Consider the following 17335-nt stretch of genomic DNA (forward strand, 5'->3'; position numbering starts at 1 on the left):
GGTGGTCGAGGGGCCCCGGGACAGGGGATGATGGAGGCTTGGGCGTTCGGGCCCGGCCGGTCCGACGCGCCGTCACCACGACCGCCAGCAGCACATGGGGGAACGTTCCGAATGACCCAGGCGCAGGGTTCCACCGGCCGCCTCCTCGCCGGCCGCTACCGCCTGAACGGCGTGCTCGGACGCGGCGGGATGGGCACCGTCTGGCGGGCCGAGGACGAGATGCTGGGCCGGACCGTCGCGGTCAAGGAACTGCGGATGAACGCCAGCGTCGAGGAGGAGGAGAAGCACCGGCTGATCGTCCGGACGCTGCGCGAGGCCAAGGCGACCGCCCGGATCCGGCACAGCTCCGCCGTCACCGTCTTCGACGTGGTCGACGAGGACGACCGGCCGTGGATCGTCATGGAGCTGGTCGAGTCCCGCTCGCTGGCCGACGTCATCCGCGAGGACGGGCCGCTCGCGCCCGCCCGGGCCGCCGAGATCGCGCTCGACGTGCTGGGCGTGCTGAGCGCCGCGCACGCGCTGGGCATCCTGCACCGGGACGTCAAGCCGTCCAACGTGCTGATCGGCGAGGACGGCCGGGTCGTGCTGACCGACTTCGGCATCGCGAGCGTGGAGGGCGACGCGTCCGTCACCTCCACCGGCATGCTGGTCGGCGCGCCCTCGTACATATCCCCGGAGCGGGCCCGCGGGCAGAAGCCCGGGCCGCCGGCCGACCTGTGGTCGCTGGGCGGCACGCTGTACGCGATGGTCGAGGGCCGGCCGCCGTACGACCGCGGCTCGGCGCTGGCCACCCTGACCGCGGTGATGACCGAGGACCTGGCCACGCCGGTGAACGCCGGGTCGCTGGGGCCGGTGATCGAGGGGCTGCTGGCGAAGGACCCGGCCGAGCGGCTGGACGCCTCGCAGACCCGGTCGATGCTCAAGCGGGTGGTCGCGGAGGCGACCGTGAAGGCCGAGTCGACCACCGAGCACGCGATGTCGGTGGAGGCGGCGGTCGGCGCGGCCGAGTCGAAGACGAAGGGCGAACCGCAGGCCGAACCGAAGAGCGAGTCGAAGGCCGAGCCGGCGACGGCGCCGGAGTCGACGCCGTCGCCGTCGCCGGAGAAGCCCGAGGGCGGCCGCAAGCGGACGGTGGGCGGGCTGCTGGGGACGGTCCGGGTGGGCAGCCGCGCCCGCGACGAGGTGCCGCCCGAGGAGGCCGTGGCGGAGCCCGCGGCACCGGCGGCGCAGGCGGTGGAGCCGTCGCCCGAGCCGATCAGGCCGGTCACCAGCGAGTGGACGCTGGGGGCGACCCAGGCCGCCGGGGCCGACCCGCGCACCGGCCGGCGGCGGCTGGCCATCGCGACCGTGGTCGTGGTGCTGCTGCTGATCGCCGGCGTGGTCGCGGTGATCCAGGCCGTCGGCGGGGACTCCGACGCGAAGGGCGGTTCCACCCACGGCTCGGGCGCCACCGCGCCGGTCGTGGCGACCACGGACACCACGCCGAGCCAGAGCGCCCCGGCCCCGGCCACGGAGCCCGCCCCCGCGCCCGCCGCGACGGCCACCGGGACGCCGGGCGCCGAGACCGGCACGCCCGCCGCGCCGGCCCCCGCGCAGCCCGCCGCCACCACGCCCGCGGCGCCCGTGCAGCCCCCGGCCCCCGCCCAGACGCCGGCGCAGCCCGCGCCGGGCGGCGCGGTGCCGGCCGGGTACCACGAGTACAAGGACCCGAGCGGTTTCTCGGTCGTCCTGCCGGACTGGCTGCAGCCCTCCGGGTCGGACGCCAACCGGCGGATCTTCAAGAACGCCAGCGGCAGCCAGCTGCGGATCGAGTGGACGACCTCGCCGGGCGAGAGCGCCGTGGCCGACTGGCAGGAGTCCGAGCCCAACGTGCGCGGCCAGGTGACCAACTACCAGCGGCTGAACCTGTCGGCGATCAGCTACCGGCAGTGGACCAACGCGGCGGACTGGGAGTGGACCAACGGCACGCCCAAGACGCACTCCCTCAACCGCGGCTTCGTGACCGGGACCCCGGCCAAGTACGGGTACTCGATCTACTGGATCGTCCCGGACGCGGAGTGGGCGGCGCAGGCCCCGGTCCGGGACGTCGTCTTCAACAGTTTCCAGCCCGCGCCGTAGCGCGGCGGGCGGGTGGGCGGTGGGCTCAGCCGATCAGACGCTGTTTGGCGCGGCTGAACTCGTCCTCGGTGAGCGCACCGGTAGCGTGCAGGGCGGCCAGCCGCTCCAGCTGGCCGATGAGCTGCTCGCCGTCGACGAGCGGGCCGGCGGCGGCCGGTGCGGCGGGCTTCTCCAGGGCGGTGGCGGGGGCGGTGCGGGCGAGCCGGGCCGACTCCCGTACCTGCTCGGCGAAGACGTCGGCCTTGACCACGTCCTCGAAGCGGTGCGCGCCGGTCAGCGCGACGACCGTCAGCACGTCACCATTGAGCTTGGTGCGGGCCACCGTGGCGTCGGTGACGGCGGTGAGCGGAACCGGTATCGGCGGCTTCCCGTCCTTCAGGAAGAGCAGCCGGTGGGTGGTCAGGACGAGCACCCCCTTGCGGAAGTGGTCGGGATGGCGCCCGGCGGTGGAGGCGACCGGCTTCTCGCCGTCGATCACGGAGGCCTCGACCGTACGGACGGCCTCCGCCCGGTTGGCTTGGTTGTTGTTTCCCGCCACCCTGAAGGCGGTGTCGATCAGATCGGTCCATTCCATGGGACCGAGCGTAAAGGAGCCGCTCAGTAGGCTGCTCGGTGAGCGAGAGGAACTGGCATGCGAGGCGGCCCCGGGCAAGTGCTGGCGGGACGGTACCGGCTGACGGACCGTCCCGAACTCCTGCGTGCCCACGCGGTGGACGAGCGGACCGGTGAATCGGTCCTGCTGCGCGCCCTGGAACTGCCCGCGCTGCTGACCGCGGGTCAGGACCCGGAGGACGCGGTGCCCGCCCAGGCGGACCGGCTGGTGCGGAGGGTGGCGGCGGTCGGTTCGGCCGCCCCGGCCGCGCACCCCCGGCTGCTGCGCGGGGTCGGCGCCTTCGTCGAGCACGATCTGCTGTGGACGGTGGAGGAGCGGCCGCCCGGGCTGACGGCGGCCGAACTCCTCACCGCCGGGCCGCTGCCGCCGTACCGGGCGGCCGAGCTGGCGGCCGACCTGGCCGCCGCGCTGCGGACGCTGCACGCGGCCGGGCTCAGCCACGGCAACGTGACCGCCGGCTCGGTGCTGGTCTGCGAGGACGGCGCCGCGATGCTCGGCGGGCTGCTCGCCGGGGTGGCGGAGGAGGCGCTGGCCGAGGAGCTCGGCGGGCCCGGTGGGCGGCGGCGGTACGACGTGCGGGCCACCATGGTCGGCCCGGTGGCGGAGCGCTGGCCGCTGGACGGCGGCCCGGCGGGCGACTGCTGGGCGCTCGGGGTGCTGCTGCACCGGCTGGTCGCCGGCCGCTCGCCGTACCCGGAGGGCGGTGTGCCGGAGCTGGTGACGGCCGTACGGGACGGGCGGCGCGAGCACTCGGCGGTCTGCGGGCCGCTGGGGCCGCTGGTCGAGCGGCTGCTGCAGCCGGACCCGGTGCTGCGGCCGACCGCGGAGGCGGTGGGCCGGGAGCTGGCGGAGCTGCTGGCCGGCGCGCCGGAGCCGGTGGACGAGGAGCGGGTGGCGCGGGCGGTGACCCTGAAGCCGGAGGCGCCGCTGGTGCCGCTGCGGCCGCGCCGGGGCGGTCGGCGCGGCGGAAAGGGCGCGGATTCCGGGAATGCCGGGGCCGGTAAGGGCGTCGGTAAGGGTGCCGGTAAGGGCAGCGGTAACGGGCTCGGGGGCGCGGCGAAACCGCCGCGGATAGCCCCGGCCCTCCTGGGCCCGTTGCTGGTGGGCGGGGTCTTTGTCCTGCTGGCGCTGGGAATAGCGGCGGTGGTGTTGTTCGCGGGCTGACGGCCCGCCCGGATCCGGGGTGGCCGGTCCGGGGGGGTGGGCGAGATTACCGGGGGCGGCGGGGTACGCCTAATGTGTGCGTGGGATTTGTTCGAACAGTGGTCTGCACCAGGACCTCCGTCGCGGTGACGGCAGGCGGAACGTGTGGGGGAGCGGTCGCAGATGGGTGTGCAGGACGGGCCGGATGCGGCCGAGGCGGAGCGGCTGCTGGCCGGGCGGTACGAGCTCGGTGAGCGGCTCGGCCGTGGCGGCATGGGCACCGTCTGGCGGGCCTGGGACCGGATGCTCGACCGTGAGGTCGCGGTCAAGGAGCTGACCGTCAACCACCTGCCCGAGGAGGACCTGCAGATCCTGCACACCCGGATGAAGCGCGAGGCCAGCGCGGCCGCGCGGATCAAGCACCCGGGCGTGATCACCGTGCACGACGTGCTGGAGCAGGACGGCCGGCCGTGGATCGTCATGGAGCTGGTCGACGGCCGCTCGCTGGCCGACGTGATCAGCCAGGACGGCACCCTGCAGCCGCGCGCCGCCGCCGAGGTCGGCAGCCAGGTGCTCGCCGCGCTGCACCGCGGCCACCAGCTGGGCGTGCTGCACCGGGACGTGAAGCCCGCCAACGTGCTGCTGGAGCGCGGCACCGGGCGGGTGGTGCTGCTGGACTTCGGCATCGCCAAGTACGAGGGCTCGACCGAGCTGACCCGGCCGGGCGACCTGGTCGGCTCGCCGGACTACCTGGCGCCGGAGCGCGCCCAGGGCGAGCGGCCCGGGCCGGCCTCCGACCTGTGGGGCCTCGGGGCGACGCTGTACGCCGCCGTCGAGGGCCAGTCGCCGTTCCGCCGGGACTCGCCGATCACCACGCTGGCCGCGGTGGTCGACGAGCCGCTGCCGGAGTCGCGCCGGGCCGGGCCGCTGGGGCCGGTGCTGGCCGCGCTGATGGCCAAGGACCCGGCCGACCGGCCGACCGCGGACGAGGCGGCCCGGATGCTGGCCGAGGTGCAGGCCGGGCACACGATGGGCTTCAAGGCGGTCGCGCCGCTGCGCGCGCCCACCCAGTCGGTGCCGGTGGTGGACCGTAGCGAGGGCGCCCTGGTGGTCGGGCCGGTGCCGGCCGAGGGGGCCGAAGGGGCTGAGGGCTTCGAGGGCTCCGAGGGGCCGACCGAGGCGCAGGCCGCTGCGGCCACTCCGGCCGTCCCCGTCGTTCCCGTCGTTCCGGTGGTCCCCGTCGTGCCTGCCGTCGCGGCCGTTCAGGAGACCTCCGGGGGCGGGTCGGCCGCCGCACAGGCGCACACCGGGCCGGTCACGCCGGTGGCGCACTCCAGCACGCCCGCGCGCGGACCGGCCAAGCGCCGCAGCACCGCCAAGATCGTCGCCGTCGCGCTGGCCGTCGGACTGCTGGCGGCCGCGGGGACCTTCCTCACCACCCGGTTCCTGGTGGGCGGGGAGGGCCCGGACGGCCCGTCGCCGACCGCACCGGTCGAGTCGTCCGCACCGGAGCCCGGCAACGGCGCCAGCGCCCCGGCGGCGCCCAGCGGCTACCACTGGGTCGACGACCCGGCCGGCTTCCGCTTCCCGCTGCCCTCGGGCACCCCGGCCTGGCAGCGCAGCGCCACGTCCGACAACCAGATCTACTACAGCCCCGACAACAAGGCGCACTACCTGCAGTTCGCCGTCACCGTGGGGCAGTCGGTCAAGCCGCTGGACCACATGCGGCAGATGGAGGGCTCCGTCTCCAAGTCGCTGAAGGACTACAAGCAGCACAAGCTGACCAGCGTCGCGGTGAACGGCCACGAGGCGGCCGTCTGGGAGTTCAGTTACGCGGCCCAGGGCGGCGGACGGCGCCGGGCGATCGAGGCCGAGTTCATCGACGACGACGGCACCAGCTACGCGATCTACTCGTCCAGTCCGGAGCGGGGCAACGAGTGGAACGAGGCCGAACAGCGCTTCAACGCGGTGCTCCACTACTTCACGCCGACCCGCTGACGGCGGGCGTGCGCGGGCGGCGCGCCCGCTTTCGCCCGACTGCGGCAGATTCTTGTTACCGACGGGTACCGGACCGGCCGCCGAAGGCCTAGGCTGCGCCGTATGTCGGACCTCACAGCAGATGCAGTGGCCACCGAACACCCCGGCGCCGGCAACCCGGCGGCCCCCGGCGGCGGCCGCACCGTCGCGGCGGCCGTCCCGCCGTCCCTGGTCGCCCGGCTGGCCGCCGGCGTCACCGCCACCGGCGAGCCCGACCTGGTGGAGACCGTCGCCCCGCTGACCGGCGAGCGGCTGGCCAGCCTGCCGCAGTCCACCCCCGCCGACGTCGAGGTCGCCTTCCAGCTGGCCCGCCGCGCCCAGTCCGCCTGGGCCGCGCTGCCGGTCCGCCGGCGGGCCGCCGTCCTGCTGCGCTTCCACGACCTGCTGCTCAAGCGGCAGGACGAGGTGCTGGACCTGATCCAGGCGGAGACCGGCAAGGCCCGGCTGCACGCCTTCGAGGAGGTGCTGGCCGTCGCCATGGCCGCCCGGCACTACGGGCGGTCCGCGCCCGGGTACCTCAAGGACAAGCGGCGCGGCGGCGCGCTGCCGGTGCTCACCCACGCGGTCGAGGCCCGCCGCCCCAAGGGCGTGATCGGCCACATCTCGCCGTGGAACTACCCGCTGGAGCTGTCCGTCGGCGACGCCCTGCCCGCCTTCGTGGCCGGCAACGCGGTGGTCAACAAGCCCGACACCCAGACCGCGCTGACCGCCCTGTGGGCGCGTGAGCTGCTGGTCGAGGCCGGGCTGCCGGCCGACCTGTGGCAGGTCGTGATCGGCGACGGGCCGGTGATCGGCCCCGCCGTGGTGGAGCACGCCGACTACGTCTCGTTCACCGGCTCCACCCGCACCGGCCGCGACGTCGCCCAGCGCGCCGCCGCCCGGCTGGTCGGCGCCTCGCTCGAACTCGGCGGCAAGAACGCCATGCTGGTGCTCTCCGACGCCGACCTGGACGCCGCCGCCGCGGGCGCCGTACGGGCCTGCTTCTCCTCAGCCGGGCAGCTGTGCATCTCGATCGAGCGGCTGCTGGTGCACCGCTCGGTGGCCGACGAGTTCCTGGAGCGCTTCGCCGCCCGCACCCGGGCGCTGCGCCTGGGCGGCGGCCTCGCGTACGGCGCGGACATGGGCTCGCTGGTCTCCGTCCGCCAGCTGGAGACCACGACCCGGCACGTGGAGGAGGCCGTCAAGGCCGGCGCCACCGTGGTGGCCGGCGGCCGCGCCCGGCCGGACCTCGGCCCGTTCTTCTTCGAGCCGACCGTCCTCGACGGCGTCACCCCCGACATGGCGGTCTGCGCCGAGGAGACCTTCGGCCCGGTCGTCTCCGTCTACCGCTTCGACACCGAGGAGGAGGCGGTGGCCGCCGCCAACTCCACGCCGTACGGCCTGAACTCCAGCGTCTGGACCAGGAACCCCCGGCGCGGGCGGGCGGTCGCGGCCCGGCTGCGCACCGGGACGGTCAACGTCAACGAGGCCTACGCGGCCGCGTACGGTTCGGTCGCCTCGCCGATGGGCGGCATGGGCGACTCCGGGCTGGGCCGCCGGCACGGTGCCGAGGGCATCCTGCGCTTCACCGAGGCGCAGACCATCGCGACCCAGCGGCTGATGCCGATCGCGCCGTCGTTCGGCCTGGACGACAAGCAGTTCGCCGCCGTGATGACCGGCGGGCTGCGCGCGCTCAAGGCGCTGCGCTTCAAGTAGGCCCCGGCGGCGACCGGACCCAGGCGGTCCGCGGGGCCCGGCGGTGTCGCGTGGCCCGGCGGCATCGCGGGCTCCCGGCAGCGCGGGGGCCCGATCCCGCGGTTCTCCCAGGCAGTTTCATCCCGGCGAAGGAGCAGTGGCAGATGGTGGAGTCCGGCGGTGCGGCGGAGTTCGACTACGACGTGGTCGTGGTCGGGTCCGGCTTCGGCGGTTCGGTCGCGGCGCTGCGGCTGACCGAGAAGGGCTACCGGGTCGCCGTCCTGGAGGCCGGGCGGCGCTTCGACCGGGACGAACTGCCCAGGAACTCCTGGGACCTGCCGAACTACCTGTGGGCGCCGCAGCTCGGGCTGTACGGCATCCAGCGGATCCACCTGCTGGCCAACGTGCTGATCCTGGCCGGCGCCGGGGTCGGCGGCGGTTCGCTCAACTACGCCAACACCCTCTACGTGCCGCCGAAGGCCTTCTTCGAGGACCGCCAGTGGCGCCACATCACCGACTGGCAGGAGGAGTTGGCGCCGTTCTACGACCAGGCGCAGCGGATGCTCGGGGTCCGGCTCAACCCGACCGTCACCCCCTCCGACGTGCACCTCAAGGCGGCCGCCGAGAAGATGGGCGTCGGCGACACCTTCCACATGGCGCCGGTCGGGGTGTTCTTCGGCGACGGCAAGGACACCGACGGGACGGCCAAGGCGGCGCCGGGCGACGAGGTCGCCGACCCGTACTTCGGCGGCGCGGGCCCGGCCCGCAAGGCCTGCGTGGAGTGCGGCGAGTGCATGACCGGCTGCCGGCACGGCGCCAAGAACATGCTCACCGAGAACTACCTGTACCTGGCCGAGCGGGGCGGCGCGGAGATCCACCCGCTCACCACGGTGGCCCGGATCCGGGAGCAGGGCGAGGGCTACGCGGTGGACGTGCGCCGCACCGACGCGCGGTCGAAGACCGACCGGGTGAAGGCGGGCGCGCGGACCGTCACCGCCGCCCGGGTCGTCGTCGCGGCCGGCACCTACGGCACCCAGTCGCTGCTGCACCGGATGCGCGCGGACGGCCACCTGCCCCGGATCTCGGCCCGGCTCGGCGAGCTCACCCGCACCAACTCCGAGGCCCTGGTGGGCGCCCAGACCACCGACCGGCGCTACGGCACCAAGGCGGACTTCACCAAGGGCGTCGCGATCACCTCCTCGATCCACCCGGACGCCAACACCCACATCGAGCCGGTCCGCTACGGCAAGGGCTCCAACGCGATGGGCGCGCTGTCGATCGCCCAGGTCAAGGGCGGTGGGCGGGGCCCGCGCTGGCTGCGCTACCTGGGCAACTCGGTGCTCCACCCGGTGACCTTCGCCCGCTCGATGAACCAGCGCGGCTGGTCCGAGAAGACGATCATCGGCCTGGTGATGCAGTCGCTGGACAACTCGATCACCGTCTCGCTGAAGAAGGGCCCGCTCGGCAAGGACCGGCTCACCTCCAGCCAGGGCCACGGCGCCCCCAACCCGACCTGGATCCCGGCCGCCGAGCAGGGCGCCCAGGCGCTGGCCGACGAGATCAACGGCTTCGCGGGCAGCACCGTCGGCGAGATCTTCGACATCCCGATGACCGCGCACTTCCTCGGCGGCTGTCCGATCGGCGACGCCCCCGAGACCGGCGTGGTCGACCCGTACCACCGGCTGTACGGCTACCCGGGGATCAGCGTGGTGGACGGCGCGGCCGTCTCCGCCAACCTCGGCGTCAACCCCTCGCTCACCATCACCGCGCAGGCCGAGCGCGCCATGTCGATGTGGCCGAACAAGGGCGAGGCGGACCGGCGCCCGGCACAGGACGAGCGGTACCGGCGGGTCACCCCGGTGGCGCCGGTGCGGCCGGCCGTGCCGGAGGGCGCGTTCGGTGCGCTGCGGCTGCCGCTGCTGCCCGTCCCGGAGGTCCCGAAGAAGCGGGACTGAGGCCGGTCGGAGCCGGTTCCGGGGGCCAACCCGCCTGCCGGGGTTCCCGGTTGACATCCGTTCGAGACCGATGGGATAAACGGGCTCCCTGGGGCGGCCCAGGGACTCGTCGAGCGGGGGGACCGGTCCATGACCAACTGCGCATCCTGCGGCGCGACTTCGGCGGAGGGGGTGGCGGCCTGCGGCTCCTGCGGGCGGCCGCTCGCACCGCCCGCGCCTCCGTCCGGACCGCCCGCACCTCCTCCCGCACCCCCACCGGCGCCTCCGGCCGGACTGCCCGTCGCGCCTCCGGCCGGACCGCCCGTCGCGCCGCCCGTCGCGCCGCCCGCGGGCCCGCCCGGGTACCCGCCTCCGCCGCCCGGCCCGGGCGGGGCGCTGCCCGCCCCGCCGACCGTGGGCAGCTGGGGCGCCGGGCAGCCGTACACCCAGCCGCCGCCCGTCCACCGCCTGCTGACCGGGGCCGACTGGCGGCCGGCGCTCCGGGCGGCCGTCGCGCCGACCCTCGTGCTGCTGCTGGCGGCGCTGATCGCGGCCCTCCCGAGCGACTACCAGTACGAGTACCGGTTCCGCTCGCCCGACTTCGGGGACCGCTTCGGCGCGACCCTGTCGATGGCGCTGAACGCGCTCGGCGCGCCGTTCAAGGTCGGGTACCAGAGCCCGCTCAGCCGGGGCAGCGCCGAACGGATGGACATCGTCCTCCGGGTGGCGCCGATGACCGTCACCGTGCTGTGGTGCCTGGCGCTCTGGTCCGGCCTGCGGGCCGGGCTGCGCCGGCGCAAGGCGGTGGAGGGCCAGCTGACCCGGGGCCAGGCGGCCGGTGAGGCGCTGCGCACCGCGCTGGTGCTGGCCGGGGTGACCACGGTGCTCTGGGCGGTCGGCGGCACGACCTGGCGGCCGCGGGACGACTACGGCTACCCCGACTACACCGGCAGTACCGGCCGGGACCTGGCCCGGCCGGTGCTCACCGCGGGCGCGGGCTGGCTGGAGGCGGTCGGCTGGACGGTGCTGCTGTCCGGCCTGCTCGCCTTCCTCGTCCACGGCACCGACGCGCTGCGCTGGGCCGCCTGGCGCAGCCGGTCGGTGCGCGGCTGGGCGGTGGCGGCGCTGACCGCGGGCCAGGTGCTGGCGGTGTCGGTGGGCCTGTCCGCGGCGACGGCCTTCGTGCTGGTCGCGGCGAACAGCACCAGCGGCGGGCAGATCGGGCTGTCGCTGGCCTTCCTGCCGAACCTCGGCCTCTCCCTGCTCGGCTTCGGCTCGGGCGCGACCGTCCAGGCCCACAGCGGCCTGACCGGCGCCGACTCCTCCTGGGGCGACCGCAGCGAGGACGTGGAGTTCTCCTTCTTCGACCTGCACGACCAGGTGGGCGCCGACTGGCGCTGGGTGGGGCTGCTGGCGCTCGTCGCGGCCGGCCTGCTCGGCTGGACGGCGTACCGGCGCCGGCTGGACGCGGCCGACCGGCTCCGCCTGGCGGTGGTGCACACCGGGGTGCTCACCCTGCTGATGACGGTGGCCGGGGCGATGATGACCCGGACCTCGTCCACGGCGGGCTGGAGAGGGGCCTCCGACCTGGAGGTGTCCCAGGAGAACTCGGTCGGGCTGACCTTCCTCACCGTCCTGGCGGCCAACGCGGTCTGGGCGGTGGTCGGCGCCCTGCTGGTGCCGCCGCTGCTGGCGGCCGCCCGGGTCGGGGGAGCGGGCGCCGGGTACGCCGGGGCCGGGCAGGGCGGTGTGCCGTACGGCGCGCCCCAGGGCGCCGGCGCCGCCGCGTACCCGTACGCGCCGGTGCCGCCGGAGGTGCCGTACGGTCCGACGCCGCCGCACGGCGTGCCGGTCCCGGGCGTGCCGCCGCAGGGCGCTCCGGTGTCCGGTGGGCCGTCGCTGGAGAAGCGGGACGAGCGGGACGAGATGCGGGACGGGCCGGGGGAGGAGCCGCCCGTGCCGGGCTCGGGGGTGAGCGAGGTGCTGGCCTCGCACGAGGCGCCGGCCACGCCGGCCGCCGGGACGCCGCTGCCCGCCGACCTGCCGCCGCCGCGGGCCGAGGCGCCGGTCGACCCGAGCGTCTGGCGCGAGCACCCGTAGCGCCGCCGGAGGGCGGAGAGGTCCGGACAGGGCAAAGGGCCCCGCGGGGGAACGGGGCCCTTTGTCGCTCAGCACTCGGCGTCAGGGCCGCGCCGGTGCTGGGGTGACGGCGCCGGGGGAGGAGCGCCGTCGTGTCGGTTGGCTTCGGGTCGCGCCCCCGCCGCTCCGGCGCGGGTGGCCGGTGGCGCCGGGGCGCGCACGGTGGTGCGGGGCGCGCACGCTCCTGGGGCGGCGGCCGTCACGCGGGTCCGCGCCGGTCGCTCGCTTACGGAGCGTGAAGTGAAAACCGCTGCCACCTCCCTGGGCGGCGGCCGCGGAGCCATCGTCGGCGGACCCCTCGGTGAGCCGTCAGGTCGCCGGGAGAACCGCCTACACCGAGCATCGTCCTGGACGGAGGGCTCGCTCTGCAACCGATTCGGCGCAGTTCGACCCGGTCCATTTGCCGTCGGCACGGGTGTCGATGATCACGGTGCGTAGTGGTCTGCGGGGTCTCGGCGCACGGGGACGCGCGTAGCGGCGCGAGCCGGACGGGGGCGTACGCCGGGTGTGACCCGGATCGGGCCGGGGGTGCGACGGCCGGTCCCGGGCGTCCCCGGACTCCGGCCGTCCCACCTCGCGGCCCAGTCGCGGCCGGGTTCGCTGTCCCCTGCTGACCGGCCTCGGCACCCGCGCACGGTCCCACGGAGCCGCGCTCCCGGTGTTCCGGGCGGGCGGCGCCACATGCGCCGGTGGACTGGGGTGAAGCTCCACGCGTGGTCCTGCAGCCGTACGGCGGTGCCCCCGCGGGGGTCGGTCGGCGCGTCTGGCGGACGCGGCGGGGCCGTGCGGTCGTGTGAAGCAACGAACCGCGGGCCCGCGCGGTCACGGTCCTTTGGACGGGCAGACGAGTGAAACCGGACAGCCCGGTAGAATCGGTGTCCAGACACCCCACGCCCGTCGCCACCGCAGCCCCGCAGGGGGAGGCGGCTCCGCGTGACACCCCGATACCGCTGCCGGAAGGCCGTCTGTGTCCTCTGCAATTCCCGTCCAGTCCGCGCCGGACAACGACCCCGTCCTGGTGGTCGACTTCGGTGCCCAGTACGCCCAGCTCATCGCCCGTCGGGTGCGTGAGGCACGGGTCTACAGCGAGATCGTGCCGAGCAGCATGCCGGTCGCCGAGATGCTCGCCAAGAACCCCAAGGCGATCATCCTCTCCGGCGGCCCGTCGTCGGTCTACGAAGAGGGCGCGCCGCAGATCGACCGCGCGATCTTCGAGGCCGGTGTCCCGGTCTTCGGCATGTGCTACGGCTTCCAGCTGATGGCCGTGACCCTCGGCGGCACCGTGGACAACACCGGTTCCCGCGAGTACGGCCGCACCCCGCTGACCGTCTCCCGGACCGGCTCGACCCTGTTCGAGGGCGTCCCGGCGAAGCACTCGGTCTGGATGTCGCACGGCGACGCCTGCTCCGCCGCGCCGGAGGGCTTCACCGTCACCGCGTCCACCGACGTGGTCCCGGTCGCGGCCTTCGAGAACGACGAGGCCCGGCTGTACGGCGTCCAGTACCACCCCGAGGTGCTGCACTCCGACCACGGCCAGCAGATCCTGGAGCACTTCCTCTACCGCGGCGCCGGCATCGCCCCCACCTGGACCACCGGCAGCGTGGTCGAGGAGCAGATCGCCCTGATCCGCGAGCAGGTCGGCACCAAGCGCGCGATCTGCGGCCTGTCCGGCGGCGTGGACTCCGCGGTCGCGGCCGCCCTGGTCAACAAGGCCATCGGCGACCGTCTGACCTGCGTCTACGTCGACCACGGCCTGATGCGCAAGGGCGAGACCGAGCAGGTCGAGAAGGACTTCGTGGCCGCCACCGGCGTGCAGCTGAAGGTCGTCGACGCCGCCGACCGCTTCCTGGACGCGCTGAAGGGGGTCACCGACCCCGAGGAGAAGCGCAAGATCATCGGCCGGGAGTTCATCCGGGTCTTCGAGCAGGCCCAGGCCGAGATCATCGCCGAGGCCGGCGAGCACGGCGAGTCGGTCGACTTCCTGGTCCAGGGCACCCTGTACCCGGACGTGGTGGAGTCCGGCGGCGGCACCGGCACCGCCAACATCAAGTCCCACCACAACGTCGGCGGCCTGCCCGAGGACCTCCAGTTCCAGCTGGTCGAGCCGCTGCGCAAGCTGTTCAAGGACGAGGTCCGGATGGTCGGCCAGGAGCTGGGCCTGCCGGAGGAGATCGTCCAGCGCCAGCCGTTCCCGGGCCCCGGCCTGGGTATCCGGATCGTCGGCGAGGTCACCAAGGAGCGTCTGGACCTGCTCCGCGACGCCGACGCGATCGCCCGCGAGGAGCTGACCGCGGCCGGTCTGGACCGCGAGATCTGGCAGTGCCCGGTCGTGCTGCTCGCCGACGTGCGCAGCGTGGGCGTGCAGGGCGACGGCCGCACCTACGGTCACCCGATCGTGCTGCGCCCGGTCTCCTCCGAGGACGCCATGACCGCCGACTGGTCGCGCCTGCCGTACGACGTGCTGGCCCGGATCTCCACCCGGATCACCAACGAGGTCCGCGACGTCAACCGCGTCGTCGTCGACGTCACCAGCAAGCCGCCGGGCACCATCGAGTGGGAGTGATCACTCCCCCCGGCCGTCAGGGCCGGTCCGGCGGATCCCGCCGGGCGCGCCCCAGGGCCTGAACGGTCGCGCCGTCGTTCCCGTACTGGAGGGAGCGGCGGCGCGACCGTTCGCGGTGCGGGAGCCGCCCTCCGGGTGGGACCTCCCACCGAAAGCTGGCAGGACCGGGCAGAATGCGGACCGGACCTGTCAGGGAGTGGCAGGCGAGAGGGAAGGTGTACGGGATGTCGGAGGCCAGCAACGCGGTGCCGGCCGGCGGGGGAGCGACCGGCCGGGCCGACCGGGCGGCGCAGCGAAGGGCGCTCGCGTCGAAGTACGCGCTGCTCCCGCTGCGGCTCTTCCTCGGCGTCACGTTCGTGTACGCCGCGCTCGACAAGCTCTCCGACGCGCACTTCCTGGCCGGGGCGGGCGACCCGGCCTCCTTCGTCTCGCAGACCCAGGCGGCCAAGTCCGGCGGCAGTCCGATCTCCTTCCTGCTCGGCCCCGCCCTCGACCACCCGACCCTGTTCGCGCTGGCCATCGCCTTCGGCGAGCTGGCGGTCGGCCTCGGCACCCTGCTCGGCCTCTGGGGCCGGGTCGCGGCGCTCGGCGGCGCGCTCCTCAACCTCAGCCTCTGGCTGACCGTCAGCTGGAGCGTCTCGCCGTACTACCTCGGCAACGACCTCGGCTACCTGATGGCCTGGACCCCGCTGCTGCTGGCCGGCACCCCGTACCTCTCGGTGGACGGCTACCTCGCCCGCCGGGCCGACCGGGACCGGGCGCGCGGGCTGGGCGAGGACCACGTCAAGCGCCGGGCGCTGGTGGACGGCGGGATCGCGGCCGTCGCGATCGGCGGCGCCGGGCTGCTCAGCGGCTCGCTGACCCGCACCTTCGGCCGGGACCGGTCGGCCGTGCCCAGGCAGTCGGCGGCCCCGGTCTCCAACCCCCCGGTCGCCAACGCCCAGGCACCGGCCCCGACGGTGGCCGCCGCGAGCGTGCCGGTCGGCGGCTCCGCGCAGGTCAAGGACCCGGCCACCGGCGACGCCGTCTACATCGTGCAGCCCAAGGCCGGCCAGTACTGCGGCCTCTCCTCGGTGTGCACCCACTCCGGCTGCGCCGTGGACGCCCCGAAGAACGGCCAGCTGTACTGCCCCTGCCACGGCTCCCGCTTCGACGCCGCCACCGGCGCGGTGGTGAACGGTCCTGCGGTCAAGCCGCTGCCGAAGTACGCCGTCACCAAGGACGGCGACAAGCTGACCCTGGGCCCGCAGCAGGGCTGAGGCCCGACCGCCCCGGCTCACCGCCCGGCCGGATCACTCCTCGCGGTCGGGACGGCCGCGCCGGGCCACCGCCACGACCGCGCCGGCCAGGCCGCCGACGCCGAGCACGATGAAGGTGACGGGGATGACGATCCGTCCGTTCACCGACTGGTCGTTGAGCGCCGCGACCAGGTAGAGCACCGCGAGCACGGTGAACAGTCCGCCCGCGATCAGCGAGAACAGGTCGAGCCGGTGCTTCCTCACTGCTGGACCACCTTGATGTCGCCGAGCCCGATGCCGAGTTCGAGGTTGAGCGTGCCCTTGGACGCCCGGCCGCCGGCCGGGCCGATCAGATAGGTGTGCCGTCCGGTGCTGTCGCTGCGGTCGCCGGGGACGCTGACGTCGCCGAGCCCGACCCGGGCGACCAGGTGCACGGTCACGTCGTCCGGCACGGTCACGGTCATCTCGCCGGCTCCGAGGTCGGCCTTGGTGGCGAGGGTCCCCCCGGCCGGGTCGAGCCCGGACAGGTCCAGGCGGAGCTGCCCGGCCCCGAGGTTGTAGCGGTCGTGCAGGTCGGTCACCGCGGTGACCGTCCACTGGCGCTCGCCGGCCGCGTTGCGCATCGAGTCCGGCGAGTGGCCGACGAAGGCCAGCGCCAGGGTGAGCAGCAGACCGGTCGCCGCCAGCTTGCGGGCCCGGCCGAACTTCGCGCCGACCAGCAGCGTCAGGCCGACCACCAGCAGCGCGGTGGCCAGCACCGTCGCGCCCAGCACGGTCGGGTCGTGGTGGTCCGCGGAGGCGGCCCAGACCGCGGCGCCCGCGCCGATCGCCAGCAGGAAGCCGAAGAAGCCGAGCGCCGAGCGCTCCCGGGGGCGCCGTACGGCGGCGGGCTCGGAGCGGCGCTTCGGGCGCTCCTTGCGCAGCGGGTCGCCCTCGGGCAGGTCGGCGCGCTGCCACCAGGGCTGGGCCGGGCCGCCGGCCGGCGGCACCGGGGTGCCGAACGGCGGGGTCGGGCTCGCGGAGGTGGCGCCGTACGGGTTGCGCTCGGGGTGGCGCGGGTCCCACAGGTAGCCGCCGGCACTCGGCGCCGGGCCGTCCGCGGGGACCGTCCCGGCAGCCCGGCCGGCGCGCGCCGCCTCGTCCTGCTCCGGCCGCGGCCAGACGTAGCCCGCAGCGCCGGAGCCCGCCCCGGAACCGGAACCGGACTCGGCCCCGGGGAAGTTGCGGTCGTACGGGCCGCCGTGCCGGCGCCCCCGCCCCCGGCCGCGTCGGCGCTCCGGGTCGTAGCGCACCGCCAGGAAGACCAGGCCGGCGAGCAGCAGCAGCGGGAACATCTGGTCCCCGTCGCCCATCGAGGAGAAGAACACCCCGGTGCCGATCACGGTCAGCAGCACCGCGCCGACCGACTGGCCGTCCACCCGGCCGGTGAGCACCCGCTGCAGCTCGGTGCGCCCGCCGCGGCCCTTGGACTCCTCGTCCGTCGGGACGATCAGCCAGGCCAGGCCGTACAGGAACAGCCCGAGGCCGCCGGAGAGGCAGAGCACCACGACGACCACCCGGAAGACCACCGGGTCGATGTCCAGGTGCCGGCCGAGGCCGCCGCAGACGCCGGCCACCACGCGGTGGTGCTCGGCCCTGGTCAGCGGCGGGCGGTCCGGCTCCGGCGGGGCGGCGGGCCCGGCCTCCTCGATGCGGTGGTCCTCGGTCATGGGCACCATCCTTCCGGCAGGTGCCGGTCCGGCCCAACCGGGAGTACCCCTGCCCGTACCCTGACTTGTCCCTGATACGGGCTAGGGACACACCCTGATGCGCCCGCGGGGGCGCGCGTGGAACCATCGTTGCCGTGGCAGCCCCCGGTACCGACCCCCGACCCACC

General features: G+C 75.0%; 11 protein-coding genes. 8 read left to right on the top strand and 3 right to left on the bottom strand.

The window, feature by feature from the left end:
• The first annotated feature begins 111 nt into the window (after positions 1 to 111).
• Positions 112 to 2118 carry a serine/threonine-protein kinase gene (locus ACYP53_RS11965; protein ID WP_459647360.1) on the top strand — a complete coding sequence of 669 codons (2007 nt, stop codon included), beginning with the start codon at positions 112 to 114 and terminating at the stop codon, positions 2116 to 2118.
• A 25-nt stretch (positions 2119 to 2143) separates the two neighbouring features.
• Here the strand turns inward: ACYP53_RS11965 and ACYP53_RS11970 are convergent, their stop codons facing one another.
• Positions 2144 to 2692: an SHOCT domain-containing protein gene (locus ACYP53_RS11970; RefSeq protein ID WP_459647361.1), complete on the bottom strand. Its 549-nt coding sequence runs from the start codon at positions 2690 to 2692 to the stop codon at positions 2144 to 2146.
• A 57-nt stretch (positions 2693 to 2749) separates the two neighbouring features.
• Between ACYP53_RS11970 and ACYP53_RS11975 the strand changes: the two genes are divergently transcribed.
• The 7 genes from ACYP53_RS11975 (at position 2750) to ACYP53_RS12005 (ending at position 15480) form a co-directional block, all read left to right on the top strand.
• A complete protein-coding gene (locus tag ACYP53_RS11975; protein WP_459647362.1) occupies positions 2750 to 3895 on the top strand; it encodes a protein kinase family protein in 1146 nt (381 codons plus the stop codon).
• Positions 3896 to 4057: 162 nt separating this feature from the next.
• Entirely contained in the window at positions 4058 to 5872 is a 1815-nt protein-coding gene (locus tag ACYP53_RS11980; RefSeq protein ID WP_459647363.1) for a serine/threonine-protein kinase, read from the top strand.
• 102 nt (positions 5873 to 5974) lie between these two features.
• Positions 5975 to 7606 carry a succinic semialdehyde dehydrogenase gene (locus ACYP53_RS11985; protein WP_189916099.1) on the top strand — a complete coding sequence of 544 codons (1632 nt, stop codon included), beginning with the start codon at positions 5975 to 5977 and terminating at the stop codon, positions 7604 to 7606.
• A 143-nt stretch (positions 7607 to 7749) separates the two neighbouring features.
• Positions 7750 to 9540, top strand: coding sequence for a GMC family oxidoreductase (locus tag ACYP53_RS11990; RefSeq protein WP_189916100.1), 1791 nt, complete (start codon positions 7750 to 7752; stop codon positions 9538 to 9540).
• 393 nt (positions 9541 to 9933) lie between these two features.
• Positions 9934 to 11619: a hypothetical protein gene (locus tag ACYP53_RS11995; RefSeq protein ID WP_459647364.1), complete on the top strand. Its 1686-nt coding sequence runs from the start codon at positions 9934 to 9936 to the stop codon at positions 11617 to 11619.
• 1006 nt (positions 11620 to 12625) lie between these two features.
• Complete coding sequence (guaA, locus tag ACYP53_RS12000; RefSeq protein WP_189916102.1) at positions 12626 to 14221, top strand: glutamine-hydrolyzing GMP synthase; 1596 nt, start codon at positions 12626 to 12628, stop codon at positions 14219 to 14221.
• 224 nt (positions 14222 to 14445) lie between these two features.
• Positions 14446 to 15480, top strand: a complete 1035-nt coding sequence (locus tag ACYP53_RS12005; protein WP_189916103.1) for a Rieske 2Fe-2S domain-containing protein — start codon at positions 14446 to 14448, stop codon at positions 15478 to 15480.
• Positions 15481 to 15513: 33 nt separating this feature from the next.
• Here ACYP53_RS12005 and ACYP53_RS12010 read toward each other — a convergent pair whose 3' ends face one another.
• A complete protein-coding gene (locus tag ACYP53_RS12010; protein ID WP_189916104.1) occupies positions 15514 to 15723 on the bottom strand; it encodes a hypothetical protein in 210 nt (69 codons plus the stop codon).
• A complete protein-coding gene (locus ACYP53_RS12015; RefSeq protein ID WP_459647365.1) occupies positions 15720 to 17168 on the bottom strand; it encodes a PspC domain-containing protein in 1449 nt (482 codons plus the stop codon). Before ACYP53_RS12015 ends, ACYP53_RS12010 begins: the two co-directional genes overlap by 4 nt.
• Positions 17169 to 17335 lie beyond the last annotated feature (167 nt).

The sequence above is a fragment of the Kitasatospora sp. Ki12 genome (assembly GCF_054601375.1).